Annotated in this window: 27 protein-coding genes and 1 pseudogene; 13 read left to right on the top strand and 15 right to left on the bottom strand. The window is 69.2% G+C overall.

Features of this window, described 5'->3' with window-relative positions; translation table 11 throughout:
• Positions 1-10: 10 nt before the first annotated feature.
• Complete coding sequence (locus BLV96_RS10605; protein ID WP_086678559.1) at positions 11-1,186, bottom strand: zinc-dependent alcohol dehydrogenase; 1,176 nt, start codon at positions 1,184-1,186, stop codon at positions 11-13.
• Positions 1,183-2,172 carry an SRPBCC family protein gene (locus BLV96_RS10600; protein ID WP_244180147.1) on the bottom strand — a complete coding sequence of 330 codons (990 nt, stop codon included), beginning with the start codon at positions 2,170-2,172 and terminating at the stop codon, positions 1,183-1,185. The genes BLV96_RS10605 and BLV96_RS10600 overlap by 4 nt, the downstream gene beginning before the upstream one ends.
• 141 nt (positions 2,173-2,313) lie before the next feature.
• Here BLV96_RS10600 and BLV96_RS10595 point away from each other — a divergent pair, with 141 nt between their 5' ends.
• Both BLV96_RS10595 and BLV96_RS10590 read left to right on the top strand, forming a co-directional pair.
• Positions 2,314-3,468 (top strand): glutathione-independent formaldehyde dehydrogenase, encoded by a 1,155-nt coding sequence (locus tag BLV96_RS10595; RefSeq protein ID WP_086678561.1) that lies wholly within the window; start codon positions 2,314-2,316, stop codon positions 3,466-3,468.
• Position 3,469: 1 nt separating this feature from the next.
• Entirely contained in the window at positions 3,470-4,012 is a 543-nt protein-coding gene (locus tag BLV96_RS10590; protein WP_086678562.1) for a type 1 glutamine amidotransferase domain-containing protein, read from the top strand.
• Positions 4,013-4,150: 138 nt separating this feature from the next.
• Here the strand turns inward: BLV96_RS10590 and BLV96_RS50280 are convergent, their stop codons facing one another.
• The gene (locus tag BLV96_RS50280) at positions 4,151-4,447 is read right to left on the bottom strand and encodes a hypothetical protein (RefSeq protein WP_208608192.1); all 297 of its coding nucleotides are present in this window, start codon (positions 4,445-4,447) and stop codon (positions 4,151-4,153) included.
• A gap of 611 nt (positions 4,448-5,058) precedes the next feature.
• On the opposite strand from BLV96_RS50280, the gene BLV96_RS50275 reads away from it, so the two are divergent.
• On the top strand, positions 5,059-5,829 hold the full coding sequence (locus tag BLV96_RS50275; protein WP_208608191.1) for an Ltp family lipoprotein: 771 nt from the start codon (positions 5,059-5,061) through the stop codon (positions 5,827-5,829).
• Between the two features lie 220 nt (positions 5,830-6,049).
• Here BLV96_RS50275 and BLV96_RS49750 read toward each other — a convergent pair whose 3' ends face one another.
• Both BLV96_RS49750 and BLV96_RS10575 read right to left on the bottom strand, forming a co-directional pair.
• A complete protein-coding gene (locus tag BLV96_RS49750) occupies positions 6,050-6,193 on the bottom strand; it encodes a hypothetical protein (protein WP_158104179.1) in 144 nt (47 codons plus the stop codon).
• Positions 6,194-6,277: 84 nt separating this feature from the next.
• Positions 6,278-7,111, bottom strand: coding sequence for a flavin monoamine oxidase family protein (locus BLV96_RS10575; RefSeq protein ID WP_244180146.1), 834 nt, complete (start codon positions 7,109-7,111; stop codon positions 6,278-6,280).
• 152 nt (positions 7,112-7,263) lie between these two features.
• Between BLV96_RS10575 and BLV96_RS51200 the strand changes: the two genes are divergently transcribed.
• Entirely contained in the window at positions 7,264-7,386 is a 123-nt protein-coding gene (locus BLV96_RS51200) for a hypothetical protein (RefSeq protein WP_249026685.1), read from the top strand.
• Positions 7,387-7,583: 197 nt separating this feature from the next.
• On the opposite strand, the gene BLV96_RS10565 is transcribed toward BLV96_RS51200, so the two are convergent.
• A complete protein-coding gene (locus tag BLV96_RS10565) occupies positions 7,584-8,162 on the bottom strand; it encodes a TetR/AcrR family transcriptional regulator (RefSeq protein ID WP_086678564.1) in 579 nt (192 codons plus the stop codon).
• Positions 8,163-8,266: 104 nt separating this feature from the next.
• On the opposite strand from BLV96_RS10565, the gene BLV96_RS10560 reads away from it, so the two are divergent.
• Complete coding sequence (locus BLV96_RS10560) at positions 8,267-8,644, top strand: VOC family protein (protein WP_086678565.1); 378 nt, start codon at positions 8,267-8,269, stop codon at positions 8,642-8,644.
• A gap of 674 nt (positions 8,645-9,318) precedes the next feature.
• Here BLV96_RS10560 and BLV96_RS10555 read toward each other — a convergent pair.
• The 6 genes from BLV96_RS10555 to BLV96_RS10525 form a co-directional block, all read right to left on the bottom strand.
• The gene (locus tag BLV96_RS10555) at positions 9,319-9,498 is read right to left on the bottom strand and encodes a hypothetical protein (protein WP_086678582.1); all 180 of its coding nucleotides are present in this window, start codon (positions 9,496-9,498) and stop codon (positions 9,319-9,321) included.
• 499 nt (positions 9,499-9,997) lie between these two features.
• Positions 9,998-11,521 (bottom strand): cation:proton antiporter domain-containing protein, encoded by a 1,524-nt coding sequence (locus BLV96_RS10545; protein WP_086678583.1) that lies wholly within the window; start codon positions 11,519-11,521, stop codon positions 9,998-10,000.
• A 90-nt stretch (positions 11,522-11,611) separates the two neighbouring features.
• Complete coding sequence (locus tag BLV96_RS10540) at positions 11,612-12,982, bottom strand: NAD-dependent succinate-semialdehyde dehydrogenase (RefSeq protein WP_086678566.1); 1,371 nt, start codon at positions 12,980-12,982, stop codon at positions 11,612-11,614.
• A 74-nt stretch (positions 12,983-13,056) separates the two neighbouring features.
• A complete protein-coding gene (locus BLV96_RS10535; protein WP_086678567.1) occupies positions 13,057-13,875 on the bottom strand; it encodes a family 1 encapsulin nanocompartment shell protein in 819 nt (272 codons plus the stop codon).
• Between the two features lies 1 nt (position 13,876).
• Positions 13,877-14,428 (bottom strand): hemerythrin domain-containing protein, encoded by a 552-nt coding sequence (locus tag BLV96_RS10530; protein WP_086678568.1) that lies wholly within the window; start codon positions 14,426-14,428, stop codon positions 13,877-13,879.
• Positions 14,429-14,600: 172 nt separating this feature from the next.
• Entirely contained in the window at positions 14,601-15,758 is a 1,158-nt protein-coding gene (locus tag BLV96_RS10525; protein ID WP_244180145.1) for a permease, read from the bottom strand.
• Positions 15,759-15,817: 59 nt separating this feature from the next.
• Here BLV96_RS10525 and BLV96_RS10520 point away from each other — a divergent pair, with 59 nt between their 5' ends.
• Positions 15,818-16,186 (top strand): DUF5313 family protein, encoded by a 369-nt coding sequence (locus BLV96_RS10520; protein ID WP_244180144.1) that lies wholly within the window; start codon positions 15,818-15,820, stop codon positions 16,184-16,186.
• Positions 16,187-16,680: 494 nt separating this feature from the next.
• Positions 16,681-17,232 (top strand): hypothetical protein, encoded by a 552-nt coding sequence (locus tag BLV96_RS10515; protein ID WP_143050939.1) that lies wholly within the window; start codon positions 16,681-16,683, stop codon positions 17,230-17,232.
• Here the strand turns inward: BLV96_RS10515 and BLV96_RS49070 are convergent.
• Entirely contained in the window at positions 17,226-17,612 is a 387-nt protein-coding gene (locus BLV96_RS49070; RefSeq protein ID WP_143050938.1) for a hypothetical protein, read from the bottom strand. The genes BLV96_RS10515 and BLV96_RS49070 overlap by 7 nt on opposite strands.
• A 110-nt stretch (positions 17,613-17,722) precedes the next feature.
• Between BLV96_RS49070 and BLV96_RS10510 the strand changes: the two genes are divergently transcribed.
• A complete protein-coding gene (locus BLV96_RS10510; RefSeq protein ID WP_143050937.1) occupies positions 17,723-18,712 on the top strand; it encodes a hypothetical protein in 990 nt (329 codons plus the stop codon).
• Between the two features lie 110 nt (positions 18,713-18,822).
• Here BLV96_RS10510 and BLV96_RS10505 read toward each other — a convergent pair whose 3' ends face one another.
• Positions 18,823-19,878: a hypothetical protein gene (locus BLV96_RS10505; RefSeq protein WP_086678572.1), complete on the bottom strand. Its 1,056-nt coding sequence runs from the start codon at positions 19,876-19,878 to the stop codon at positions 18,823-18,825.
• Between the two features lie 252 nt (positions 19,879-20,130).
• Between BLV96_RS10505 and BLV96_RS10500 the strand changes: the two genes are divergently transcribed.
• Positions 20,131-20,922, top strand: a complete 792-nt coding sequence (locus tag BLV96_RS10500; protein ID WP_086678573.1) for a hypothetical protein — start codon at positions 20,131-20,133, stop codon at positions 20,920-20,922.
• A gap of 180 nt (positions 20,923-21,102) precedes the next feature.
• Complete coding sequence (locus BLV96_RS51195) at positions 21,103-21,231, top strand: hypothetical protein (RefSeq protein ID WP_279627531.1); 129 nt, start codon at positions 21,103-21,105, stop codon at positions 21,229-21,231.
• A 141-nt stretch (positions 21,232-21,372) separates the two neighbouring features.
• Here BLV96_RS51195 and BLV96_RS10490 read toward each other — a convergent pair whose 3' ends face one another.
• Positions 21,373-22,053 carry a TetR/AcrR family transcriptional regulator gene (locus BLV96_RS10490; RefSeq protein WP_244180143.1) on the bottom strand — a complete coding sequence of 227 codons (681 nt, stop codon included), beginning with the start codon at positions 22,051-22,053 and terminating at the stop codon, positions 21,373-21,375.
• A gap of 142 nt (positions 22,054-22,195) precedes the next feature.
• On the opposite strand from BLV96_RS10490, the gene BLV96_RS10485 reads away from it, so the two are divergent.
• The 3 genes and pseudogenes from BLV96_RS10485 to BLV96_RS10475 all read left to right on the top strand — a co-directional run bounded on the left by BLV96_RS10485 (position 22,196) and on the right by BLV96_RS10475 (position 25,029).
• Positions 22,196-23,422, top strand: coding sequence for an oxygenase MpaB family protein (locus BLV96_RS10485; protein WP_086678574.1), 1,227 nt, complete (start codon positions 22,196-22,198; stop codon positions 23,420-23,422).
• Positions 23,423-23,430: 8 nt separating this feature from the next.
• Entirely contained in the window at positions 23,431-23,781 is a 351-nt protein-coding gene (locus tag BLV96_RS10480; protein ID WP_086678575.1) for a group I truncated hemoglobin, read from the top strand.
• A 37-nt stretch (positions 23,782-23,818) separates the two neighbouring features.
• Positions 23,819-25,029, top strand: a pseudogene (locus BLV96_RS10475) (oxygenase MpaB family protein).
• Positions 25,030-25,033 lie beyond the last annotated feature (4 nt).

Below are 25,033 nucleotides of genomic sequence, written 5' to 3'. Positions count from 1 at the left end.
GGCTTGCTCGTCAGGGCTTGAGGACGACCTTCTCGCAGTGGTCCTTCTTGTTCTTGAACAGCTCGAAGCCGCGGTCGGCTTCCTCCAGCGGCAGGGTGTGGGTGATGATCCGGGTCGGATCGAGTTCGCCGCGTTCGATGCGCCGCAACAGCGGCTCCATGTAGCGCTGCACGTGGCACTGCCCGGTCCGCAAGGTCAGTGACCGGTTCATCCACGCACCGGCGGGAAACTTGTCGAGCAGGCCGCCGTACACGCCGATCACCGAAACGACGCCGCCGCTGCGGCAGGACATGATCGCTTGGCGCAGCGCGTGCGGGCGTTCGGTCTCCGAGCGCACGGCCTGCTTGACCCGGTCGTAGGCGGCGACGTGCGCGCTGCCGTGGCTGGCTTCCAGACCGACCGCGTCGATGCACTTGTCGGGGCCGCGGCCACCGGTCAGCTCCAGCAGCCGGGACCGGACGTCGACCTCCTCGAAGTTGACGGGGATGTGGCCTGCCTGCTCCGCCAGCTGCAGCCGGTAGGGCTCCTTGTCGATGGCGATGACCTTGGCGGCGCCCAAGAGCCGCGCGCTGTCCATGGCGAACTGGCCGACCGGGCCGGCGCCCCAGACCGCGACCACGTCGCTGGAGCGGATGTCGCACATCTCGGCGCCCATGTAGCCGGTCGGCAGGATGTCGGAGAGGAACAGCACCTGCTCATCGGTCAGGTCCGACTCGATCTTGATCGGGCCGACGTCGGCGAACGGCACGCGTGCGTACTGCGCCTGGCCGCCCGCGAAACCGCCGGTCAGGTGCGAGTAGCCGAAGATCCCGGCGACCGGGTGGCCGAACATCTTCTCCGCGATCCCGGCGTTGGGGTTGGTGTTCTCGCAACAGGAGTACAGCTTGGCGGCGCAGGCGGCGCATGCCCCGCAGGCGATCGGGAACGGCACGACGACCCGGTCCCCGACCCGCAGTTTGCCCGAGTCGACGGCCGATCCGACCTCGACGACCTCGCCCATGAACTCGTGGCCGAGGACGTCGCCGTCCTGCATGGTGGGGATGTACCCGTCGACCAGGTGCAGGTCCGAGCCGCAGATGGCGGTGGAGGTGATCCGGACGATGGCGTCGCGGTGGTTGAGGATCTTCGGGTCCGGGACGTCGCGGACCTCGACCTTGTTGCGGCCCGCCCAGGTGTTGGCCCTCATGCGTCCGCTCCCTTCTCCAGTTCGGCGTCCGACAGCGGTTGTGCCGGACGCTGGGGGAATTCCTTGCGCGCCCGTTTGCCCCACGGGGCGCCGTCGGACCGGACGACTTCGCCGGTTTCGAGGACCTGCTTGAGCCGGCGCAGGTCGTCGTCGAGCTGCTGGTGCGGTTCTTCGCCGTAGTACTTGGCGACCGCCTTGCCGAGCGCGCCGCCGGGGATCTCGTAGGCCAGGACGACGTTGACCTCGGTGCTCTCCCCGTCGGGAGCGGGAGTGAACCAGACGGTGCCGGCGTTGGGCACGGCGGCTTTCCCGGTCGAGCGCCACGCGATCCGCTCGCCCGGCGTCTCTTCGGTGATTTCCGCGTCCCATTCGACGTCCTGGCCGAACGGGGCACCGGCGGTCCAGTGGCTGGTCCGGTCGCCGGTCGTGCGGACCTGCTCGAGGTGCGCCATGAACGCCGGGAGGTTCTCCAGGTCGCGCCAGAACGCGAAGACCTCCGGCCGTGGTTTGCGGATGGTTGTCGCTGCGGTCAGTTCCACGGAATCTCCTTTGTGTGTGCCCCGCGCGGGGCCGGTGTGTTCCGCGCGGGTGGCCCGGACGGCGGTCAGGAGGTCCAGTGCCGTGATCCCGGCGATGGCGCCGGTGACTCCGGCGAGCCGCCGCCGCCGGTCCCCGCCGCGGTGGGCGAGGGCGATGCCGAGCGCGGTCAGGTCCATCGCGTCACCTGCCACCCGGGTCCACGCCCAGACGCCCTTCCGCCTGCTCGCCAGGAGCCCGACCGCGTGGACCAGCTCCCGCACGCCGACGGCGGGCACCACCGCCCGCGAGGTCGCCGAGTCGTCGACGCCGCTGATCCGCCGCACGGTGTGCGGGGCCGTCAGTTGTGCCAGGCCCAGACCCAAGCTCAGCCAGCCCAGCCGCCGGCCTTGCCGCTGCACCTCCTGCTGCCTGGTTCGTTCCGCTGTCGGGCTCACCGAGCGCGCCATGGTCCACCTCCGTGTCCGATCGGAGGCGGCTACCCCTCGGCGATCCGGCTAACCCACCGACCCGTTCGAGCGGCCGCGGTTTATCGCGATTCCCGAAGGAAATCCGCCGCCCGAGAGGTCATCCACGAGAAGGAGGAAGCCGTGAAAGCAGTGGTTTACGACGGGCCGCGGCAGGTCAGCGTCAAGGACGTGCCGGACGCGAAGATCGAGCGGCCGACCGATGTCCTGGTGCGGATCACGTCGGCGAACATCTGTGGCTCGGACCTGCACATGTACGAGGGCCGCACCGACTTCGAAACCGGCCGCTGGTTCGGCCACGAGAACCTGGGCGAGGTGGTCGAGGTCGGCTCCGGGGTCGACAAGGTTCAGGTGGGCGACTGGGTCGTCATGCCGTTCAACATCGCCTGCGGGCATTGCAAGAACTGCGAACGTCAGCTGACGAACTACTGCCTGACCGCCCAGCCCGAGCCGAAGATGGCCGGTGCCGCCTACGGTTTCGCCGACATGGGACCGTACGCCGGGGGACAGGCCGAGCTGTTGCGCGTGCCCTGGGGTGACTTCAACTGCCTGCGGCTGGGCGAGGACGCCGAGCAGCGCCAGACCGATTACGTGATGCTCGCCGACATCTTCCCGACCGGCTACCACGCCACCGAAATGGCCGGTGTGCGTCCCGGCGACCAGACGGTCATCTACGGCGCGGGCCCGGTCGGGCTGATGGCCGCTCTCTCGGCGACCATCCGCGGGGCGAGCAAGGTGATGGTGGTCGACCGGCACTCCGACCGGCTGCGGCTGGCCGAGTCGATCGGCGCGATCGCCATCGACGACTCGAAGGTCGACCCGGTGCAGGCCGTGCTCGACGAAACGATGGGGCTGGGCGCGGACAACGGCTGTGAGTGCGTCGGCTACCAGGCGCACGAGCCCGACGGCCAGGAGCGGGCCAACCTGACGATGAACCGGCTGGTCGCCTCGGTGCGGTTCACCGGGAAGATCGGCAACGTCGGCGTCTTCGTGCCCCAGGACCCCGGTGCCCAGGACGAGCTGGCCAAGCAGGGCAAACTCGCCTTCGACTACGGCATGTTCTGGTTCAAGGGCCAGCACGTCGGCACGGGCCAGGCGCCGGTCAAGAAGTACAACCGGCAGCTGCGCGACCTGATCGCCGCGGGCAAGGCCGAACCGTCGTTCATCGTCAGCCACGAGCTGCCCCTCGACCGCGCACCGGATGCCTACGAGCACTTCGACAAGCGGGACGACGGCTGGACGAAGGTCGTCCTCCACCCCGCGATGGCGGGTGCCTGAGATGGCCGGAGAGCTGAACGGACGCCGGATCGCCATCCTCGCGGCCGACGGAGTGGAGCGGGTCGAGCTGGAACAGCCGCGGCAAGCGCTCGACGACGCCGGCGCCCGCACCAGCGTGGTCTCCATCGCCGGCGGCGAGATCCGGGCGCGCGACCACGACCTCGAAGACTCCGGCACCTTCGCGGTCGACCAGCTGGTCGGCGACGTGTCGGTCGACGACTACGAGGCGCTGCTCCTGCCAGGCGGGACGGTGAACCCGGACAAGCTGCGCATGGAACCCGCCGCGGTGCAGTTCGTCCGCGACTTCGTCCAGTCGGGCAAACCGGTGGCCTCGATCTGCCACGGCCCGTGGAACCTCGTCGAGGCCGACGTGGCACGAGGCCGCCGGCTGACTTCGTGGCCTAGCATGCGCACCGACCTGCGCAACGCCGGAGCCGAGGTGGTCGACGAGCCGGTCGTCACCGACGGCAACATCACGACGAGCCGATCGCCCGACGATTTGCCGGCCTTCTGCGAGCGCATCGTGCAGGAATTCGCCTCGTAGATCGCGGCCGGTCGGTCTTCCGGCTGGTGCCAGGACGTGGGCGTCGGAATGTGGCCCGAGTAGACGGTGACCGTGACGGTTTCCCAAACAGGGGAGGAACCCTAGGTGTTCGAGTCCAGCTGCAGGGGCGATCGCAGCTTAGCTCGAATCGATCTCCTGCAGTCGCCATCCGGCGTGGTCATAGACGATGATCTTGCTTGAGTCGCGCAGAGCAGTGGCCACGCGCCTGTGCCGTTGTTGGTCAAGCTCCGGTGCGGCGTGGCCGTCCTTGCCTCCTTCTCCGAGTCGGATGCAGATCGCCTCGACGAGGTAGTCCTCGCGGATGTAAAGCGTCTTCGGCCGGTGCTGACCGGCGCGCTGGGTGCTGGTATGGCCGTGGCGGCAGCGGTAAGTCGCACGTCCGTGGTTCAGTGCGTGTCCAGCCGCCGGTCGCACACGCCGCAGTGGATCAAACCGGCGAGCGCGAACCGTGGGACTTGCCCGTCGCGGTCTTGATGGCGGGTGGTCGAGGTCCGGCCGTAGCAGGCGAACCGCAAACCACTGCCGTGGTCGGGGCGGGCAGTAGTGGTTGTCGGCTTCTTACCGTTCATCCACTGCGCCAGCAGGTCGGCCGTGCCGGCGGGTGGTGCGGTCACGTAACGCGGGGGCGGGTGCGGTGGGATCACGCTGGACGGATGTCGCGGCCGTTGGGTCATGACGGCGCGCTCTGAGCGGTTCATCCGATGAGCGCACTCAACGCGTCATCTAGCCCGCGGCGCTCCCGACGCACGCGTTTCCGCAGCTCCGAAGGTGAGGGTGGGTCCCACGTCTCCCCTTGCTCCGAACGAGTGAATTTGAAGTTTCAATTTATTACCCTAGGTAACGGCGGTGAGTCAGTCGCTCACTGCGGTCACCAGCGGAAATGATCGTGAACATCGTCGGCTGAGTCCTTTTCGTGACCGGAGGCGGCTTTCGGGCACTGTTACACGCGGGATGCGGATGTCGACGAATGCCACAGAGCGTGACGCGTTCCGTTGCGTCGCCGCTGGACTGAAAGAGGCAGCCCCGTGTCTTACGCCCCCATGCCGCCGTCGGTGCCGATGCCGGTGGCGAACCAGCCCAAGAACGGCCTTGGCACGGCCGGGTTCGTGCTTGGCCTGATCGGGTTGATCTTCGCGTTCATCCCGATCATCGGGATCGTCGCGTGGCCGCTGACGATCCTCGGGCTGATCTTCGGCATCGTCGGGACGCTGCGCGCCAACCGGGGCCAGGCGAGCAACAAGGGGCTGGCCATCACCGCCGTCGTGCTGTCGGCGATCGGGCTGGTCATCTGCGTGCTCTGGACCGCGGCCTTCGGCAAGGCGGTCAACGACGCCGCCAACGGGATGCCCGCCGCTGCCCTGACCAGCTCGGTCGCCGCGCCCGACCACGTTCAGACCACCGGCCCCAGCCTGAACGACGCCGCCGCCTCGGCCACTGCTCCGGTCGAGCCGCCGGCACCCACCACGAGCGAAGCACCCAAGTTCCCGCCGCAGGTCGAGCAGGCCCGCGCCTCCGCCCAGAACTACCTGAGCTTCACCGCGTTCTCGCGCAACGGCCTGATCCGGCAGCTGTCCTCGTCGGCCGGCGACGGGTTCCCGAAGGATGTGGCGACCCAGGCCGTCGACAGCCTGTCGGTGGACTGGAACGCGCAGGCGGTCAAGTCGGCGGAGAACTACTTGAGCTTCACGTCGTTCTCTTGCTCGGGGTTGAAGCAGCAGCTGTCATCGTCGGCGGGTGACGGCTTCACGAAGGCCCAGGCCGCTTATGGGGCCGGCCAGACTGCAGCCTGCAAGTAGATCCGCCGCAACCAGCGGGAGTAACGGATGTCCTCACCCAGACGACCTGTCGCGGAATTGGTCCCCGATCGTCGCCGAGCACGGGAAGTCGAGCGTCTCGCGCCGAGAAGCGGGTAAGGCGTTCCAGCAACGCGGCCGGCGTCTTCCATGGGGGCGCGTCGCGTTGACCATCGCCTGATGCGTAGCCGGAAAATGCGAAACGGGCAACGGAATCTGTGCTTCAGATGCTGCGGTGGGTGCTGACAGCGGCCGCCAGCCAGCCGGTGATCATGTAGGCGACCGCGAACGCGTCCCAGACGAGCAGGAGCCCGACCGCCGCCCCCATGCGGAGCAGCACGACCAGCCAGGCAACGCCGAAGACCAACTCCAGGGTCCAGAGCAGCTTGTATTTCGCCTGGTCATCGTCCTTCCGGCCGGGACGTGCCGCGAATCCGGCGGCGGCGGGGTACTAGCCGAGCGTCAGGCTCGTCAGCACCTTTTCCGCGACCTGCTGACCCGAGTTGGCCGCGTCGGCCAGTGAGGGCACGTCGAGCTGGTAGTCGCCGGCCAGGTGGACGGGGCCGAGGTTCTCGCGCAGGGTCGCCAGCGAGGCCCGTCCGCCGGGCGCCCAGAACGGTACGACCCGCGGGTGCCGGCGCAGGATGCCTTCGCTCAGCTTCCCCTTCAGCTCGGGATAGAGCTTCAGGAGGTCCGCGGTGAAGCGGGCGACGATTTCCTCGTCGCCGAGCTCGAACAGGTTGTCGGCCTCGGCCCCACCCGCGAAGCACGCCAGAGCGCCGCCGCGGTTGCGCGTGTTCCCGCGACGCAAAGCGGCCGCGTTGTTGAACACCGCCTGGAACGACAGCTCCGGCGTCGACACGGCCAAGTAGTCGTCCCAGCGCTGCGGACCCTCTTCATCGGTGAATAAGCCCACCACGACGTACCGGCCGTAGCGGATGTCGGCGAACGCTTGACGGTACTCCCGCGGCAGGTCGCGGATGATCCTCGACGCGATTTCGGCGGGCACCGCGACGATGGCGCGCCGGGCGTTCAAGCGCGCGGGTCCGTCCGGGCCGTCGTACTCCACGACCACGCCGTCTGCGGTCCGGGTCAGGGACGTCACCGGCGAGTTGAGCCTGATCCGCTCGCCGAGGTCCTTGCTCAGGATGTCGGTCAGCGTCTGGTTGCCGCCTTCGGGGAGCGAGAGGTTCGGGACCTTGCCGGGGTCGGTCAGCAGGATGCCCATCGAGTAGACGAACTGCGTGGCGGCGGTTTCCTCCGGCTCGAAGACGGGTGGTACCACATCGTCGACCGCGCCAAGGGTCTCATCATCCGCGGCGGGTTCAACGTCTATCCCCGCGAATCGAAGAGGTCCTGCTGACCCACCCCGAGATCTCACTCACCGCCGGGGCCTCGGCCACCCCCGAGGAGCTTGTCGCGTGGAGCAAGAACGCGATGGCCGCGTACAAGTACCCCCGGCTGGTCGAGGTCGTCGACGAGCTCCCGATGACCGCCACCAGCAAGATCCTCAAGCGCGACCTGCGGCAGCGGCACAACTCCGCGACCGGAAGGAACTGATCCGGACGCGCCGATCCGTCTTGTCTCCCTGCCTCGTCAACTGATGCGTGGGAATCCGCCACCGCGCGACAAACCTGGGAGAACTTGTGTCACCTGGGGCACTTCGAGCCGCGGGGCGGAGCGAGTCGCGGCTGACGCTCGCCGCGATCGGAGCGGCCGAGACCCGCCACGGCGGCCGCCCATCAGGACGAACGGGTTCAGACGCCGAGATGGCCGAGGGCGTCCTCGACCACGTGCGCGACAAACGCGGCGTCGAGCGGCTCGCGGGAGAACCAGCGACGGTAGAACAGCGGACCGGCGACGGCGGCGGTGACGTCGGACGGCCCGCGATCCTCGGCCAGCTCACCGCGAGCTCGCGCGCGTTCGGTCACCACACCGAACGGAGCCATCAACCGGGCGTGCAGATCCGCATGGAGCCCGGCCAGCTCGGGCTCGCGCTCGGCCGCGTCCACGATGGAGGGCAAGACCGCCGCCCAGCGGGCGCTCCGCAGCTGCTCGGCCAACGTCTCGGTCAAGGCGACGAGATCCCCGCCGAAGCTGCCCGTGTCGGGCACCGGAGGCGCCGACCCGATCGTCGAGCACGCCTCGACCAGCAGTGCGGCCCGCGACGGCCAGTGCCGGTAGATCGTGGTCTTGGACACGCCCGAGCGTCGCGACACCTCGTCGATGCTGACACCGCCGATGCCGCCCGCTGAAAGCAACTCGTACGTCTGGGCGAGCACCGCCGTCTTGGACCGCTGGACTCGGACGTCGACGAAGTCCCCGGATCGAGCCACGGTGTGAGCTCCGTTCTTCTCCTTCGAGAAACAGTACGGTACTGTACCGTACTGTTTCGTGGAGCCGGACAGTCCGGCTCGCCGGAAGCAGCCAGGAGAACGCCGTGAAGCTCGCCTCAGTACGCCTCGTCACCGATGACCTGCCCGCTCTGACCGCTTTCTACTCCACGCTCACGAACACCGAGCCGGTGACCCCCTTCGGGCCCGGCGACTACGCCGAACTGCACACCGAAGGCAGCATCATCGCGCTAGCCAACAGTGCGGCGGTCAAGCGTTTCAACAACAACGCCGCCGTGGCCGCCGCCAACCGGTCCGCCATCATCGAATTCGAGGTCGACGACGTCGACGCCGAACGCGCCCGCCTGGACGACCAGGTCACCGCCTGGGTCCAGGAACCCACCAACCAGCCGTGGGGAAACCGGTCGATGCTCTTGCGCGACCCCGACGGCAACCTCATCAACATCTACTCCACCGGACACTGAACGGCACTGGCAGACGAAAATCGGCGGCAACACCACCTTCATTGCAGGTGCCACACACTCCTGCGACCTGGCCGGCGCTTTGGCGGGAAGTAGTCAGGTGCCCTTCGACGCCGTCGAGCAGCGCGGGCTCGGCATTCGCGGCCAGAAGCCCCAACGTTGCGGCAAGCACCGAAGCTCGGTAGCTGATACAGGTTCGCGACGGCGGCCGAGCGAGCCGGGTGCTCGATGTCGGCGCCACGCCGTGCGGCCCGAACCGAACGGTCTTGCGACCTGCTTCAGCGGCATTCCGGACGGGTTTGCGAGAAGGGCTCTCGCTGGACGGGGCAGGCACCGGCAGCGAGCCACCGCTCCCGCAAGCCTGCCGGGGGTAGCCCGGCTGCCGCGCCTTTTCGGGTTTCCTGCACCCGCTGATTGGCGGGAGGGAAATGCGCGGCTAGCGCCATCCGGGGAGGATCGGGCCACGAATCAGTGACGGCCTCGGTTACATTCCGTCGACTAACTCGAAGTGAGCCTGTCGGGCGCTTCGGAAACTTCACGCCCGAATGGAACGATCAGGCTTCGTCGATCGGCTACATCGGTTGCCCGTAGCACTGGACGAGGGGATCCCGTCAGTCAAGCCGGCCGGTGAGACGTCGGCTGCGGTGGCTCGCACGCCGGCGCTCACCCTGGCTCGATCACAGGCCCAGGTAGTTGCCCTGGTCGCCGACCTGCGGGTTCCGCACGACGTCGTCCTGGCGGGCTTGGCGCAGCCCACCGGCGATCCGCTTGCCCCCGCGACCGCGATCCCGTAGGTCGACGACCAACGCCACCGCCAGCACGGCCACGAGCACGATTCCCGCGACGATCCACCCCATGCCGACCCCCTTCATCTTTTCCGACGGTAACGCCGCGGGCTTCGAACCGTACCGGCGCTTGACGAAGATTTAGGGAATTCGGCTACCTACTCGGCCTTGGCGGCAAAGCCGAGATCGCAGGCCCGGCGTTCGCCGACGCCCACTACGGCCTTGCCGTGGGAAAGACCACCACGAACTGGCCGACATCCTCGAGCGCAGCTACCAGAACGGCCGCTACAAGTCGGCTTGGCCCTTTTCGGTCAGCGAAAACACCGCGTGGCAAGGCTGGTCGAGGCAACCGGCGCTGACGGCGGGTCACCGGGGGCGTGCCGGCAGCGATCGCCCGCCAATGCCCCACCGGGTTCGCGGTCAGGTGCGGGCGAGCACTTCTCCGTGCGCTTGGGCCGCGGCTCTTTGGAGGTCGCCGACCCGAACCCCGGGAAATCCTTGTCCGTGTCGTGGACATCCTGCTCGCGGAGGAAGGCGGGTTACCCCAGTGGCCAAGGGAATCTGACTGAAATCAGCCGGCGCAGCCTTCGGGGGATTCGGATCCCTCACCTGCCACTCCGCGGCGGCTTGCGCGTCCGGTGAAGAGCGCTGCGGGGTCCGTTTCGGCGTCCGGGTCGGTCAGTACCAGCACTTCGTCGTCCTCGCCGAGGGTCAGGTCGGCTCGGACCCGCAGCTGCCTGCCCTTGCGGACGACCAGGCTGATCCAGAGGTCGTCACCAAGGTGGAGCTCTTCGACGGTGCGCCCGGCCGCCGGTGCCCCCGCGGTGATCCGGAACCGCCGGGCTCCTTCCGGTTCCCGGTCGGTGCGGATCCCCAGGGCCCAGGGCCGCGGCGGGAGCTCGCGCATGGTGATCCCGCACCGGGCGGCGACCACGGGCAGCAGGCCACCCTGGACGACGACCGAGAAGAGCACGACGACGAAGATGATCTCGTAGGCCAGGACGTCCTGACCCTGGTCGGAGGCGAGGATGTACGTGCCGAGGAGGATCGGGACGGCGCCCTTGAGCCCGGACCACATGACGAACGCCCTTTCGCCGCGGGACATGCGGGCGGCCGCCAGCAGCGGTGCGACCACGAGCGGCCGGACCACGAAGGTGAGCAGCACGGCGAGCGCCAGCCCGATCCACCACGCGTCGGTGGTGACCAGTGCGGACAGCGAGACGGTGAGACCGAGGACCACGAACGTGGTGATCTCGGCGAGGCTGGCCAGCGAGGAGTGGAACCGTTCGATCTCGCGCTTGAACGGGGCCGCGGCGTCGCCGACGAGCACACCCGCGATGAACACCGCGAGGAAGCCGGAGCCATGGGCGACGGTGGCCGCGCCGTAGAGCACGAAGGACACCGCGAGGGTGCGTAGTGGGTAGAGCCCCTCGGCCGGCATCTCGACCCGGCGGACCAGCTGCACCAGCAACCAGCCACCCACCAGGCCGACGGCCGCGCCGATGCCCATTTCGAGCGCGAACTGGCCCAGCACACCGAGGGTGGCGTCGCCGAACCCGGTGCCGGCGGCGATGCCGGCCAGGCTCAGCAGCAGGGCGATGCCCACCGGGTCGTTCGCCCCGGACTCGCCCTGGATCACCGTGCCCGCCCGGCCGGTGATCTCGCGGTTGCCGAGCACGGAGAACACGACGGCCGGGTCGGTGGGCGCGAGGGCGGCGCCGAGCAGCAGGGCCAGCAGCCACGGCAGGCCGAACAGCAGGTGGGCGGCGAGGGCGAGCGCACCGGCGGTGAGGAACGTGCCGAACACGCCGGTGGAGAGCACCGAGCCGAGGACCGACCGCAGTTTGCGGACACCGATGGTCATGCCGCCGTCGAAGAGGATCACCACCAAGGCGACGGTGACGACGTTCTCCACCACGCCGAGCGACACTTCCCGCAGGGACGGCACCAGGTCCGACGCCGCGGCCGCGGCGACGAGGAAGAACGCGGGTGCGGGCACCTTGAGGGCGGCGCTGATCCGGTTGGACAGCAGGGCCACCGAAACCACCAGTGCCGCGATCAGCAGCGTCAGGCCGAACGACTCGATGCCGTCCACGTTGTCCTCCTCGGCCGGCGGGTGACGTCCGAAAGCGGACCGCGCCGGTCGCGGCCTCGGCGTGGTGCCGGTCGCGCCCGGGGTGCCGGCTCAGGCGATCCACACGGTCTTGGCGTTGACGAAGGCACGCGGCCCGAACCCGGCCAGCTCGCGGCCGTACCCGGAGTTCTTGATCCCGCCGAAGGGGACCTCCGGGGTCGATTCCGTAAACTTGTTGATGTAGATCATCCCGGTTTCGACCTCGGTGACGAACCGCTGCTGTTCGGCCTCGTCCCGGGTCCAGGCGCTGCCGCCGAGGCCGAACGACGAGTCGTTGGCGATGCGGATGGCGTCGTCGGCATCGCGGGCCGTCCAGACCAGGGCGACGGGGCCGAAGAACTCTTCGCGGTGGCCGGGGGACCCGTCGGGGATGCCGGTCAGCACGGTGGGTTCGAAGTAGTTGCCGGGGCGGTCGATCGGGTGGCCGCCCGTTCGCAGGCGGGCGCCCGCGGCGACGGTGTCGGAGACTTGCTTGGCCAGGGTTTCGACGGCGTCGGGGGAGGACAGCGGGCCGAGGTCGGTGTCGTCGTCCATCGGGTCGCCGATGCGCAGTCCCTCCATCTTGGCCACGAGGCGGCGGGTGAACTCCTCGGCGACCCGCTCGTGGACGATGAAGCGCTTGGCGTTGATGCACGACTGCGCGTTGTTGAGCATCCGCGACGCGACGGCGTTGTCGACCGCCTCGGCCAGGTCGGCCGAGGGCATGACGATGAAGGCGTCGCTGCCGCCCAGTTCCAGCACGCTGGGCTTGACGTTCTGCCCGGCGCGGGCGCCGACCTGCCGGCCGGCGGGTTCGCTGCCGGTGAGGGTGACGGCGCGGACGCGGTCGTCGTCGATGATCGATTCGATCTTGCCGGAGCCGACGAGCAGGGTCTGGAAGACGCCTTCGGCGAATCCGGCGCGCCGCAAGACGTCTTCGATGGCCAGCGCCACCTGGGGCACGTTGGAGGCGTGTTTGAGCAGGCCGACGTTGCCGGCCATCAGGGCGGGGCAGGCGAACCGGAACACCTGCCAGTAGGGGAAGTTCCACGGCATGACCGCGAGCACCGGGCCGAGTGGTTCGTAGCGGGTGAAGACGTTCGCGCTGGTGTCGCCGACGTCGTGCGGTTGGTCGACGAGCAGGGCTTCGGTGTGCTCGGCGTACCAGCGGCAGCCCTTGGCGCACTTGGCGACCTCGGCTTTCGCCGACGCGAGGGTCTTGCCCATTTCCAGGGTCGCCAGGCGCGCGAGGTCGTCGGTCTCGGCTTCGAGGATGTCCGCGGCGCGCCGCATCCGTTCGGCCCGTTCGGCGAACGATGTGCGGCGGTGTTCGTGGAACGCGGTCACCGCCCGCGCGATCTTGCGGTCGATTTCGTCGCCGGTGAGCTCGTCGAAGGTGCGCAAGGTTTCCCCGGTCGCGGGGTTGGTGGTCGCGATGGCCACGGAGGCTCCTCGAGTTCGGGTGCGGCTGCTGCCCCCGGGGCTGGTACCCCGTCCGGGCACCGGCAAACGGCAGGTCAGCTGGTCAGGGTGACGGCGGCGTCGGGCTCGACGACCCGGAAGCTGAAACTTTCTTCCAGGTACAGCGTCACGTTCTCGGCGTCGTGGTGGCTGTAGCCGACCGCGAGGTCCTGGCCGAGCTCGAGGGAGAAGTCACCGCCGTCGAGGCTGACGATCAGCGCGCCGTCCAGCCCGGGCGCGCGGACCACCTTCCCGCCGCCCAGCACGCGCCGGAGGTGGTCGAACAGCAGGTGACCGCCGTGTTCGGTGCTCTCCACGATGCGGGTGTAGCCCTCCGGGGCGATCGCGAGCCCGTACGGGCCTTTGATGCCGGCTTGGCGCAGCGTGTCGACCGCGCGAGCGACGACGCCGGGGTAGGCGTCGGGGTCGTCGCCCAGCGATGGCGTGTCGTACGGGCACGTTTCGGTGATGCCGGTGATGCCGGCCGCGGCCCAGCCGTGGAAGACGGCGCGGTTTTCGATCATCGCGATCTGCTTCGCCGCCCGGTCGAGGTCGTCGAACTCCAGGTCGTCGGCACCGCGCTCGGCGTCGTCCAGCTCTTCGCGCGACACCGTGAACGGCACGCGCACCTCGGCGAGCGGCAGGACGCGGCGTTGCCGGACCACCGCGCCCTCACCGATGTCGGCCAGGGTCGCCGAGGCGAGCGTCGCGGTGCGGCCGAGATCGGTGGCGGAGTGGCGCCAGCCGTGCGGGCCGGCCACGTCGACCAGGCGGCGAGCGGCGAGGTGGGTCTGCAGGCGTTCCTTGGCCTCGGCGTCGACCTCCGCCCAGCCCGCGTCGGTGATCGGGGCCAGGTTGCGCATCAGGTGGTTCATGTCAGTCCTGTTCCTTGAGGCTGCCGATGCCGAGCGAAGCGTCGGCGGGACGGTCGCCGAGCTTCTCCTCGACGTACTCCTGGGGATCGAGGTCGCTGACGTCGAGGTCGCGTGCGCCTTCGTGCTGCCGCTTGAACTCGAGGAACCGGCGGCCGAGCTCTTCACGCAGGCCGGGGTCGGCGTGCCGGCGGAAGTCGGCGAGCCCTTCGTCCTCTTCCTCGGCCATGTGCTCGCTGTTGGCGAAGCGGGCCTTGTTCACCGCGGCCTGCCACGCGGTGCTGCCGATGGGGTGCAGAGCGGCCTCGTGCACGCCGTCGCGGATGTCGTTGTGGTCGCCGATGGCGTCGAGCGTCTCGTCCTCGGCGTCTTCGCCGCGGCGCAGCAGGTGGGGGTAGAAGATCTCCTCCTCGGCGCGGGCGTGCACGTCGAGCAGGTCGGCCAGGGGCTGCCAGACCTCGGCCAGGTCGGCAGCGTCGGTGAGGTCGTCGAGCCGGGCGAACTGGCGCCGGAACCAGTCGTGGTCGTCGAGGATGAGGCTGGTGATGTCGGCCATGCCGCTCTCGTACCCCGGACGGCGGGTCCGGGAAACCCGGACACCCGGTTGGTCCGGACGGGTCCGGTTACCCGAGTCGGAATTCCTCCGATGGGAGTGACCGTTGGCTGCCCAGCCTGCCGAGGGCGTGGACGGGCGCCGGCGCAGGGTTTCGGCCCCGGCACGCTGTTCGTCACCGTCGCTCGCGGGCCGGCTCGTCGGGTGTCCCGTTCATCATCCGCAGCATGGGCACGCCGCCGGTGCGGACGAACCGGACGACCAGAACTGCGGCGAGCACGAGGAACGCGATGTCGAGCCACGTCGTGTAGTTCCAGGAGATCCCGCTCTCCAGCACCGCGGCGTCCCGTTCTCGGGGGATCAGCCCGGCGACCCCGAAGAGCAGCTCGACCAGATAGCCGGCGGCCACCATCGCGGCGTAGAAGGTGCCGAGCAGCACGAGCGCCATCCTCACGCCGTAGTACTTCCGGTAGATGTTCAGGATCGGCAAGATCAGCAGGTCCGCGAAGAGGAACGCGATGACGCCGCCGAAGCTGATCCCGCCGTTCCACAGCACCGCCGCCAGTGGGACGTTGCCGACCGAGCAAACGAACGACAGGATCGCCACGACGGGCCCGATGAGCGGCCCCCACACCGCGGACAGCACCGGATCGCCGGTGAAGAACAAGGCGTGCCACCACGAGTCGGGCACCCAGGCACCGACCGCGCCCGCGATCAGCAGCCCGATGAGGACGTCCCGCAGGATGGCCGCCCACTCCATGACGAACACGTGCGCGACTGCGGTGAACCCGTCTCCGGAGAGCAGCCGTGTCGCGAAGGAGCCCTCCCGGCGGACGGACATGTCCATCGCGGCGTGACCTTCCATCGACCCGGCCACGCCCCGTTCGGCCTGCCGCCGGGCCGCGTCGAGCAGCCGGCCGCGGACGAACAGGCGGAACAGCACGGCCAGCACGACGATCATGATCGGCCCGCCGACGAATTCCGCGGCGGTGAACTGCCAGCCCAGCAGCAGCGCGAGGATGACACCGAGCTCGACGACCAGGTTGGTCGAGCCGATCTCGAACGCCATCGCCGCCGTGAAGTGCGCGCCTTTGCGGAACAGCGACCGGGCCAGCGCGACCGCGGCGTAGGAACACGACGACGAGGCCGCGCCGAGGCCGGATGCCACGGCCAACGTGCGAGGCCGGTCGTCGCCGAGCAGCCGCACCACGGTCGACTTGCGCACCACCGCCTGCACGACCGCGGACAACGCGAACCCGAGGATCAGGGCCCACAGGATCTCCCACAGCATCGAGCCGGCCATCGCCAGCGCCCGGCCGATCGCGAGCCACACCTTCGCCCACCTCCGACGTCTCCGCGGTTCCGGTCCCCACCGGCGGGTACCCAGCGAGGATGGAGATGCACCGACCTGGTCCTTGGCGGTGGATTCGCTACGTCTACGGTGCCCGGCTGCCGGAGCGCTACCGCGAGTGGGTCCTCCACGACGCGACCGCGAGCACCTGGCTTCTGCGTTTCGCGGTCCGCGTGTGTTTCGAGTCGCTGCCGTGGCTGGCCGCCGCGTTCGTCTTGCTGGTGACCGTGACGCCGTTACCGGTCCCCGCGGTGCTGGCCGCGCTCGTCCTGAGCCTGGTGCTGAGCCTGTTCTTCACCATGACCAGCGCCGACGAGCTCGCCGAAGTCCGCCTGGTGAAGCACGGGTTCCCGCGCGGCACCGGCAAGCAGGTCCGTGCCGAGCACGGACGCGCGGCCACGTGGCCCTGATCCGGAAACGCCACCCCGGCAGCACCGAGGAAAGACGGTGTGCCGGAACTCCGCACCCATCGCTGTGGAACCGATGGCTACGGCATTCTCGTGGCTACGGCATTCTCGCCGGAGTTCGGAGGCACAGGATGGGTGACCGGCACCGCCGGCTGCACCGGATCCGGAGCCGATCCAGGCAGCGCCGCCTGCCGGTCCCTGGATCGATGTGCGACGCGGCCGCAGCTGCGATCCGGCACGCCACCGCTGCGCTGGTGCACGCCGACCTGGTGGCGGGGTCGCCGGCTGGGGCGTTCGAGGGGGCCATCCAGTTCTGCCGACCCAGCCGCACTTGGTGCGCTCGCCGACGTTCTGCCCCTCGTACGGCAGTTCGAGGACGATGCCGGCGAGCGACAAGGACACCCTCTGTGCTCGTAATGTGGTTGGCACCCAGGAAAACCGGGTACGGACAGAGGCGTGTGATCAGCTTCGATCGGACGTCACCTGGAGGGAACCCCGTGAATTTCACCTACCGCCGCTCGCACCGAAGACTTGCCGGCGCGGCTGCGCTCGTAGCGACCGCAACCACCGTGCTGCTGCCCGCGGCGGCGCCGGCATCGGCTGCGACCGGTTCGCCGACGTACAGCTACACCAGCGAGGTCGGCGACTACCTCGGTCAGGGAAACGCTGAGCACTACAGCCCTGCGACCGCGGATTTCGTGCTGGAAAACTACTGGGGCAACACGGCCGTTCGCTTCAACGTGCTCGAACCCCGCCACGGCGGGCCGTACGCCGGCACGTATTGGGTGGTCTACCTGAGCCCGCCCAGCGGGCAGCGGCTGCACACCGGCCACTACACCGGGGCAACCAGCTACCCCGGGGCCACCGCGACCGCCCCCGGACTGAGGGTCGAGGGGGAAGGCCGCGGCTGCGGGACGACCTATGGCGAGTTCACCGTTCGCAACATCAGTTTCGATGCTGCTGGTGAGCCGACGCACCTCGACGCCACGGTGATCGCCCGCTGCGACTCGACGAGCGCACCGGCCTACACCGCTACGCTGCACTACTGAACACGGGCACACCCTGCGGGCGCACTTCCGCCCGCAGGGTGCCTGACCACCATCGGGCGGTACGCCTGATCTGAAGGCGCGTTCGGCGGGACTCGTGCCGTGCATCGGTCGGCCTTGTCGGAGGTCGCAGCACCTTGCAGAGGCTCGCACCTCGGAGCCCGACCAACTTCCTGGAAGTACTCGGCGAGTTCGGCCTCGGTCGACGCTGTCGCGCGCAGCGGGTTGAGCCAGGTTCCGGCGGGGAGATCGGTGCCGGTGCGGCAGGCGCCGGAAGTGGTGATGGTGCCGTCGCCGTTGTCCACGGCGGTGAAGCCGCAGTGGCCGGCGAAGGTGGTGACTTCGGCGGAATTGCTGCCTGTCCACTTGAGCGCCTGGACCACCTGCCCATCGGAGCAGTGCTGGCCGGACAGCACGGCGGATGGGCTCAACCGAATGACGTGGCAAGGCGTGTTCCGGCCGAATTGCGAACCGAGAGGGAACCATGAGACGCATGAAGAGGGCAGCCCTTGCCGCCACAGCCGCCCTGGTGCTGACGCTTTTGATCACGCCGGGCGTCGCCGAGGCGCGTGATGCCGCCGCATGCACGTGGACGCAGGCCACGCTGCCACCGCCTGCCGGGTTGGCCTGGGGATACGTCACGGCCGCCGCGAACGGCGGCTGGGTCGCGGGGGGCGGCTCAACGGGCGGCGGGATCCGGTGGCACAACGGCGTCGCCGAAGACCTCGGACGCGTTTCCGGCCTGCAGGTCGATCTGCACGACATCAATTCCGCGGGCACTGCGGTCGGCGCGACCCTCGCGGACAGCTTCGAACGAGACGCGGTCATCTACCGGGACGGCCGGTTCACCGCTCTTCCCGTGCCGCCGGGCCGCCGGTCGGCCCGGGCCCTCGCCATCAACGACGCCGGCGACGTCGTCGGCACCGCACTCGGTCTCGGCGACAACTTCACCCTGACGCTTTGGCCGGCCACCGCACCCGGCACGGTGCTGACGATCAATCCCGATCCCGCCGTTTACGGCTACGTCAGCCCGGTCGGGATCGACGAGCAAGGGCGCATCCTGATTCGCGCCGAGGGCCCGCAGACCGACTTCTTCGTGCGATACCCGGACGGGACGATGACCAAGCTCGCGCTGGGCACCGAGTACGTGAGCGGGTTCCGGAACGGCCGCATCGCGGGCGAAAAGTACGAGAACGACCAGTTCACGACGGTCGAATGGGACCTGAGCGGCGCGGTCGTCCGCACGCTGGACACGTGGGCGATCGAACCTGTCGTCGACTCCGGGACACGCACCGCCGGCACCTACCTGACGGCCGACGGCGGCGAGGCGCTCGGTGTCTGGGAAAGCGGAACCCGCACCGACACCCTCGCCACCAGTCCGAGCTCCGGCAGGCTCAGCGGGCCAGTGATCACCGACGACGGCATCATCGCCACCACGATCGGCGCCACGCCGACGACCTTCCGCTACAGCTGTCCTGCATGACCCGCCGACAGGAAGTCGAGCTCCCCGCTGGGCCGAGCAAGGCTGGGTAGGGCTGCACCCCGGGGTGTCCACGCGACACGGTTACCACGTCGACGTTCCTTGACGAGGGACTAGCTCGCCCCCGTGGACCACCTGACCGCGTGGATGTGACCGTCCGCTGTGGTCGCGTAGCCCGCTGCCTGTCCGTTGTCGTTGACGGAGTAGGCGTTGGCGTCCTTGCCGTCGGCGAGCGGAGCGAGGCCCGAGACCGTGCCGTCGGCGTCCCACCGCGCGGCGTGGGCGGGGCTGCCCGAGGTGAACGACCTGCCGACCATCACCCCGGACGCCGTGATGTCCGACGCCCAGCTGGTGACATCCCCCGGCAACGGGTTCGGCAGGGTGATGACACCGCTCGCGTCCCAGCGCGCGACGCGAGTGGTGTCCGTCGTCTCGTAGCCGGCGACCGCGCCGTCGTTGGTGATCGCGGTGGCGATGCTGGTCGACGAGGCGGAGCCGATGCCCAGCGTGACGATGGTGCCGTCCGGGGTCCACCGCACGGCCCTGGTGCCGGGGCAGCAACCGTAGGAGTAGCCGACGATCGCGCCTGCGTCGTTGATCGCGTTCGCCTGGCTGCTGCTCTGGCCGGGAAGGGTGCCGAGGTTGTCGATGGTGCCGTCGACGTTCCACCGGACCGCGTGCCGGACGCCGTCCGGCTGCTGGGAGTAGCCGACGATGACGCCGGCGGAGTTGATCCCGCGTGCCTCGCTGGCGATGTCGCCGGGCAGCGTGCCCAGGTCGTCGATGGTGCCGTCGAGGTTCCAGCGCACGGCGTGGGTGTGGAAGTCGTGCGCGGCATCGCGCATGCTGCCACTGCCGGCGACGACACCGGCGTCGTTGATGGCGTTCGCCGTGCTGTCCACTCCGGTGGGCAGGACGCCGAGGTCGTCGATGGTGCCGTCCGGGTTCCAGCGCGCGGCGTGGTTGGGAAGGCCGACCGAGGAGTCGCCCACGACGGTTCCGCTCGAGTTGATCGCGACGGCGAAGCTGGAGCTGCCGCCCGGCAGAGCGCCGAGATCGGTGACCTGCGTGGTGGCCGTGGCCGGCGCCGGAAAGGTGCCCACCAGTAGCGTGACGAGGCCGCCGACGGCCAGGATGCCGACGCGCGAAAGTGCTCGTGGACGTGCCATGGATGATCCCCCCGGATGTGACGCGTGTCGGTTGTCCGCACGCGGTGGCGTTGCCCACCCAGTCAAACGGTAACCAACCGCTGCGGCAATCCGTCATTCGCCGTAACGGTGATCTTGTGCGCTGCCACCGGGAGCCGTCCCGGTCATCGAGAGGGGTGCGCCGACGCTAGCGCGCAGCCTGCTCCGGAGCGGGCAGGATGTGGTGCGGGGAGTCGTGCTTGCCGAACGCGCGACCCGAGGATTGGACGCGAAATGGGACGCTCGTCGGTGTTCACCTTCCAGTACATCGCCATCGATACCGAGGCTGGTGTTACGTCGGAAGAGTTCGAGACCTTCGTGCGTGGTGAAGGCGTTCACCTGCCCTTGTACCCGGGGTGGCGGTGGACTCTGCTGCGCGGCTTGCGGGGAGAGCGGACCGGGCAGTACCTGATGTTGTACGAGATCGAGAGCGCCGAGCAGCGCGATCGCTACATCACGGCCCGGGGTGAGCAGACCGAGCAGGCACGGCAGTTCTGGGCGCGGCACCCGGAGGCGGAGGCGGTGCTGGCGCGGTGGCGGCGGCTGGGCACGTTCGCCGAGCTGCCGACGTTGTTCACCGACTACCGGCTGCTGGCCGACAATCCGCGGAGCACGGTCATGCCCGGACCCCGCTACCGCGACCGCCCGGGGGAGGAGCCCGTCGCCCGGGTCGTCGGGATCCACAACTTGGCGTTGCGCGCCGGGGTGACCGAGGAGGTGTTCGACCGCTTCATCGCCGAGAACCACCACCGGATCGACGACTACCCGGACTGGCGGTTCCACGTGCTCAAGGGCGAGCGGGGCAACCGTCTCGACCAGTACGTGATGATGATGGAGATCGCGAGCCTGGAGGCGCTGGACGTCTTCTACCCCGAGCCCGACATCGCCACCGGCGAGGCCGCGGAGTTCGCGGCCGCCCACCGCGACACCAAGCAGATGTACGAGGAGTGGAAGCAGCTGGCCTCGTTCTCCGGCTCACCGCAGATCTACACGGACTACCTCGCCGTCGCGGAGAACCCGGCTTAGCCCCGCACGACCGGGACGGGCCCGGGCGGAGGCGGTGGTAAGTGCGGAGCCGGTCGAGCACCGCGGTGGCGATCTCGGCGCGGGTGGTCGCAGGGTTGCGGTAGAGCGGGTTGGCTGGGGGCCGGCGTCGACGGCGGTCTGCGGCTGACCGTCGAGCCCGGCAGCGCGGTCGTCACCATCGTGCGGCTGTACGAAACGATGCTCGAGCGAGCGATCCTCGACGAGCTGCCGGACACGGCCGACAGCAGCTACCTGACCCAGGTACTGCCCCGCTTGCTGACCGCTCTGATCGCGCCGGTCGACGGGTGACGGCGGAGATCGCCACCCGGACGGCCGTCGCCGTCCTGCTCGACCCGGTTGCACCACGCCGCTCTTCCGCGGGGGAAGTTCCGTTCGGTGCTGGTCGACACCGCGCCGGCGTCGAACGCGAGCAGATCCGGGCGGCGAGGGTCAGCTCGTGTGTGCCTGGGAACGCAGCATGGGGACGAGGAACCTGCGTGCGACGTCGGCGAGCTGCTTGTCGTCGTCGAGGTCGACCAGTGCGCTGGGGATCGTCAGGAACGACGCGGAGACCCGGACCATCATTTCGGCGACGAGGTCCGTGTCGAGATCACCGGATACATGACCGGCGCGCTGCTCCTCGCGTAGCTGCCCGGCCACGAACTGCCGCACGACGGCCAGCGTTCCTCCTCCGTCGCCGGTCAGCGCGGACACCAGCAGGTTCGATTCCACCTCCATCAGCCCGCCGATCAGCGGGTTGCTCCGGAACGCGCGCAACGAGCTCACGAACCCGACGACCAGCCGGTCCGCTACGGTCTCGGCCGCGCGGATGTCGATCAGGAAGCGGTCGAAGTAGCGGCGGAACTCCCGTTGCACCACTTGCTGCACCAGCAGTTCCTTCGTGGCGAAGCGGCGGTACACCGTGATTCGCGAGACGCCGGCGCGGCGTGCCACGTCCTCCATCGTGGAGCGCTGGATGCCCATTCGGCAGAACTGCTCGAACGCCCCGTCGAGCACCCTTGCGCGTACGTCGTCCGACTCGTCGACCTGCTCCGTGGCGTCCGCGTAGGCGCGCTCCAGCAACGATTCCGAGCCGGTGTACAGCAGGGAAGGAGACTGCTCAGGTTCCACGCGCACTTCCTCGCCACGACCGGTCACCGACGACTCTCACCTTAGGTCTTGTGGTCGGCACCGCGCTGTGCTGTCATGATGATACGCAGATATGGATTCTGTATCTCAATGTCATGGCTTTCCGGCAAGGAGGCTAGGGAGCATGAGCGAGATCAACCGTCGACACATCCTGAGGACCGGTGGAGCGCTGGGCGCGCTGGGGGCGGTGAGCCTCGCCTCGCCCGCGCAGGCGGCCCAATCCCTCTGGACGTGGTCACCGACCGGATCGGTGGCCGCCACCGGGTCCGGCGCCGACCCGCGGTACGTGTGGGATCCGGAAGCGGATCCGGTCGCGGCCGCGGTGCTCGACAGCGGCGACGTCGCCCACGTCAACGCGCTGCTGCGCACCTGGACCCGCAACGACCAGCCCCTGCCCACCGGGCTGCCCGCGAACGTCCGCGACTTCATGGAAAGCGCACGGCGACTGCCGGGCTGGACCGACCAGGGCAAGCTGGCGAAAGCGTTCGACTTCAACAAGAAACGGGGCATCTACCTCGGCGTGCTCTACGGGTTCGCCAGCGGCATGATCTCGACGGTCATCCCGCACGAAGCCCGCGCGGTGTACCACTCCAAGGGCGGCGCGAACCTAAAGGACCGCATCTCCAAGACCGCCAAGCTCGGCTACGACATGACGCAGCGCAACGGCTTCCAGCCCGACGGGCAGCTGATCGTCACCTGCGTCAAGACCCGCCTCGTGCACGCGGCGGTGCGGCACCTGCTGCCGCAGTCTCCACAGTGGACGACCGGCTCGGACCAGGACATCCCGATCAGCCAGCGGGACCTGCTGGTGACCTGGCACAGCCTGCCCACGACCGTGATGCAGAAGCTGACCGGCTGGGGCGTGCCGATCGCGGCCGACGAGTCGGCCGCCTTCCTGCACTCCTGGCAGCTGTGCGGGCACCTGCTCGGCATCCAGGACGAGTACCTGCCGGCGTCGTGGGCCGAGGCCGACTCGCAGGCCAAGCAGGTGCTCGACCCGATCCTCGGGCCGACGCCCGAGGGCAAGAACCTCGCGAACATCCTGCTCAACCTCGGATCCACGATCGACGGCGGCATCCTCACCACGCACATCCTCGGTGCGCTGACCCGTTTCATCCTCGGCAACCAGGTCGCCGGCTGGCTCGACATCCCGCGCGAGCCGGTGTGGGACCCGCTGCTGCAGACCGCGTGGCCGCCGTTCATCGCCGTCCGCGAAGGCCTCTTGCCCTTCCCGCTCGCCCCGGCGGCCTACTGGACCCTGGAGGAGATCATCCGCCAGATCGCGCTGCTGTTCCTCTCCGAAGGGCAGACCATCAGCATCGAAATCCCGGACACCAACCGGCCCTCCTGAGCACCGCGGTGACCACCGTTTACGAGCAGATCGGCGGCGGGGAAGCGCTTTCGGCCGTCGTCGACGACTTCTACGACCGGGTGCTGGCCGATGCCGAGCTGGCGGTGTTCTTCAAGGGCACCAACACATCCCGGTTGAAGGGGATGCAGGTCGAGTTCTTCAGCGCGGCGCTCGGCGGACCGGACGAGTACCGGGGCCGGTCCATGAAGGAGGTGCACCGGGGGCGGGGCATCGGCCGGCACCACTTCGACCTCGTCGCGAAGCACCTGACGGACGCGCTGCTGGCCGCGGGCGTGCCGGGGGAGACGGTGCGCACGATCATCGGCGTCGTCGCGCCACTGGCGTCGGACATCACCTGAACCGAACCCTCTCCTCCAGAGGTGAAAGGAAGCCGCCATGGCGGAAATGAGCAGGCGGAAGATGCTGGTCTCGGGCGGTGCACTGGGTGCGCTGGGCGCCTTGAGCATCGCGTCGCCCGCGCAAGCACTCGCTTGGACCTGGGCTCCGAGCGGGTCCGTCGCGGGCAACGGCGTCGGCGCCGACCCGCGGTGGGTGTGGGACGAGCAGGCCGATCCGGTGTCGGCGGCGCTGCTCGACCGCGGTGAGGTACCGGCCGTCAACGAGCTGCTGCGCACCTGGACCCGCAACGACCAGCCGCTTCCCGAGGGGCTGCCGGGCGACCTGCGGGACTTCATGGAGCAGGCGCGGCAACTGCCGGCCTGGGCCGACCACGACAAGCTCGAGACCGCCGCGCGGTTCACCAAATCGCGGGGCCTGTACCTGAACCTGCTCAACGGCCTGGGCGGCGGGATGCTGTCCACCGCGATCGTCAAGGAGGCCCGCTCGGTCTACTACTCCAAGGGCGGAGCGGACATGGAGGACCGCGTCGCGAAGACCAGCATGCTCGGCTTCGCCGTCGGCGCCCTGGACGCCTACCGGCCGGAGGGTACGTGCGTCGTGCAGGCGGTGAAGACACGGCTGGTGCACGCGGCGGTGCGGCACCTGCTGCCGCAGTCCCCCACTGGACCGGTGACGTGCCGATCAGCCAGAGCGACATCCTGGTCACCTGGCACACGCTCCCCACCTACGCGATGCGCAAGCTGCGCGAGTGGAAGGTCCCGATGTCCCGCGCCGAGTCCGAGGCGTACCTGCACGTGTGGCAGGTGACCGTGCACATGCTGGGTGTCCGCGACGAGTACATCCCCGCGACCTGGGACGCGGCGAACGCCCAATCGGACCAGCTGCTGCCCTCGGCCATGGCGCCGACCCGGGAAGGCGTCGAACTGACCGACATCCTGCTCGACCAGCTCGCCGAGCAGACCAGCCCGGGCCGCATCGACCGGCCGGTGGTCAACGCGCTCGCCCGGTACCTCGTCGGCGACCAGGTCGCCGACTGGGACGCGATCCCGCGCGAGCCGCTGTGGGGTCCGCTCGTCGGCACGGCCTGGCCGGCGCTCGTCGCGTTCCGGGAGGGTCTGATGCCGTTGCCGCTGGTGCCCGACGCCGCGTGGCTCCTGGACGAGGCGGTGCGCCAGTACATCCTGCTCTTCCTCACCAAGGGGCAGGGTGCGGTCATCGACATCCCGACCGTCAACCGGCCGAACTGAACGG

Source organism: Amycolatopsis pretoriensis (assembly GCF_900107925.1).
GTDB lineage: Bacteria > Actinomycetota > Actinomycetes > Mycobacteriales > Pseudonocardiaceae > Amycolatopsis > Amycolatopsis pretoriensis.
Note: the sequence above shows the minus strand (reverse complement) of the source record. Positions and strands in the feature narration are given on the sequence as shown.

Excerpts from the sequence above, each read along its gene's own strand:
- BLV96_RS10605 (WP_086678559.1), bottom strand. The coding sequence starts at position 1,186 with ATGAGGGCCAACACCTGGGCGGGCCGCAACAAGGTCGAGGTCCGCGAC.
- BLV96_RS10600 (WP_244180147.1), bottom strand. The coding sequence starts at position 2,172 with ATGGCGCGCTCGGTGAGCCCGACAGCGGAACGAACCAGGCAGCAGGAG.
- BLV96_RS10590 (WP_086678562.1), top strand. The coding sequence starts at position 3,470 with ATGGCCGGAGAGCTGAACGGACGCCGGATCGCCATCCTCGCGGCCGAC.
- BLV96_RS51200 (WP_249026685.1), top strand. The coding sequence starts at position 7,264 with ATGGCCGCGTACAAGTACCCCCGGCTGGTCGAGGTCGTCGACGAGCTC.
- BLV96_RS10555 (WP_086678582.1), bottom strand. The coding sequence starts at position 9,498 with ATGGGGTGGATCGTCGCGGGAATCGTGCTCGTGGCCGTGCTGGCGGTG.
- BLV96_RS10535 (WP_086678567.1), bottom strand. The coding sequence starts at position 13,875 with ATGAACCACCTGATGCGCAACCTGGCCCCGATCACCGACGCGGGCTGG.
- BLV96_RS10530 (WP_086678568.1), bottom strand. The coding sequence starts at position 14,428 with ATGGCCGACATCACCAGCCTCATCCTCGACGACCACGACTGGTTCCGG.
- BLV96_RS10520 (WP_244180144.1), top strand. The coding sequence starts at position 15,818 with ATGGAGATGCACCGACCTGGTCCTTGGCGGTGGATTCGCTACGTCTAC.
- BLV96_RS10510 (WP_143050937.1), top strand. The coding sequence starts at position 17,723 with ATGAAGAGGGCAGCCCTTGCCGCCACAGCCGCCCTGGTGCTGACGCTT.
- BLV96_RS10505 (WP_086678572.1), bottom strand. The coding sequence starts at position 19,878 with ATGGCACGTCCACGAGCACTTTCGCGCGTCGGCATCCTGGCCGTCGGC.
- BLV96_RS10500 (WP_086678573.1), top strand. The coding sequence starts at position 20,131 with ATGGGACGCTCGTCGGTGTTCACCTTCCAGTACATCGCCATCGATACC.
- BLV96_RS10485 (WP_086678574.1), top strand. The coding sequence starts at position 22,196 with ATGAGCGAGATCAACCGTCGACACATCCTGAGGACCGGTGGAGCGCTG.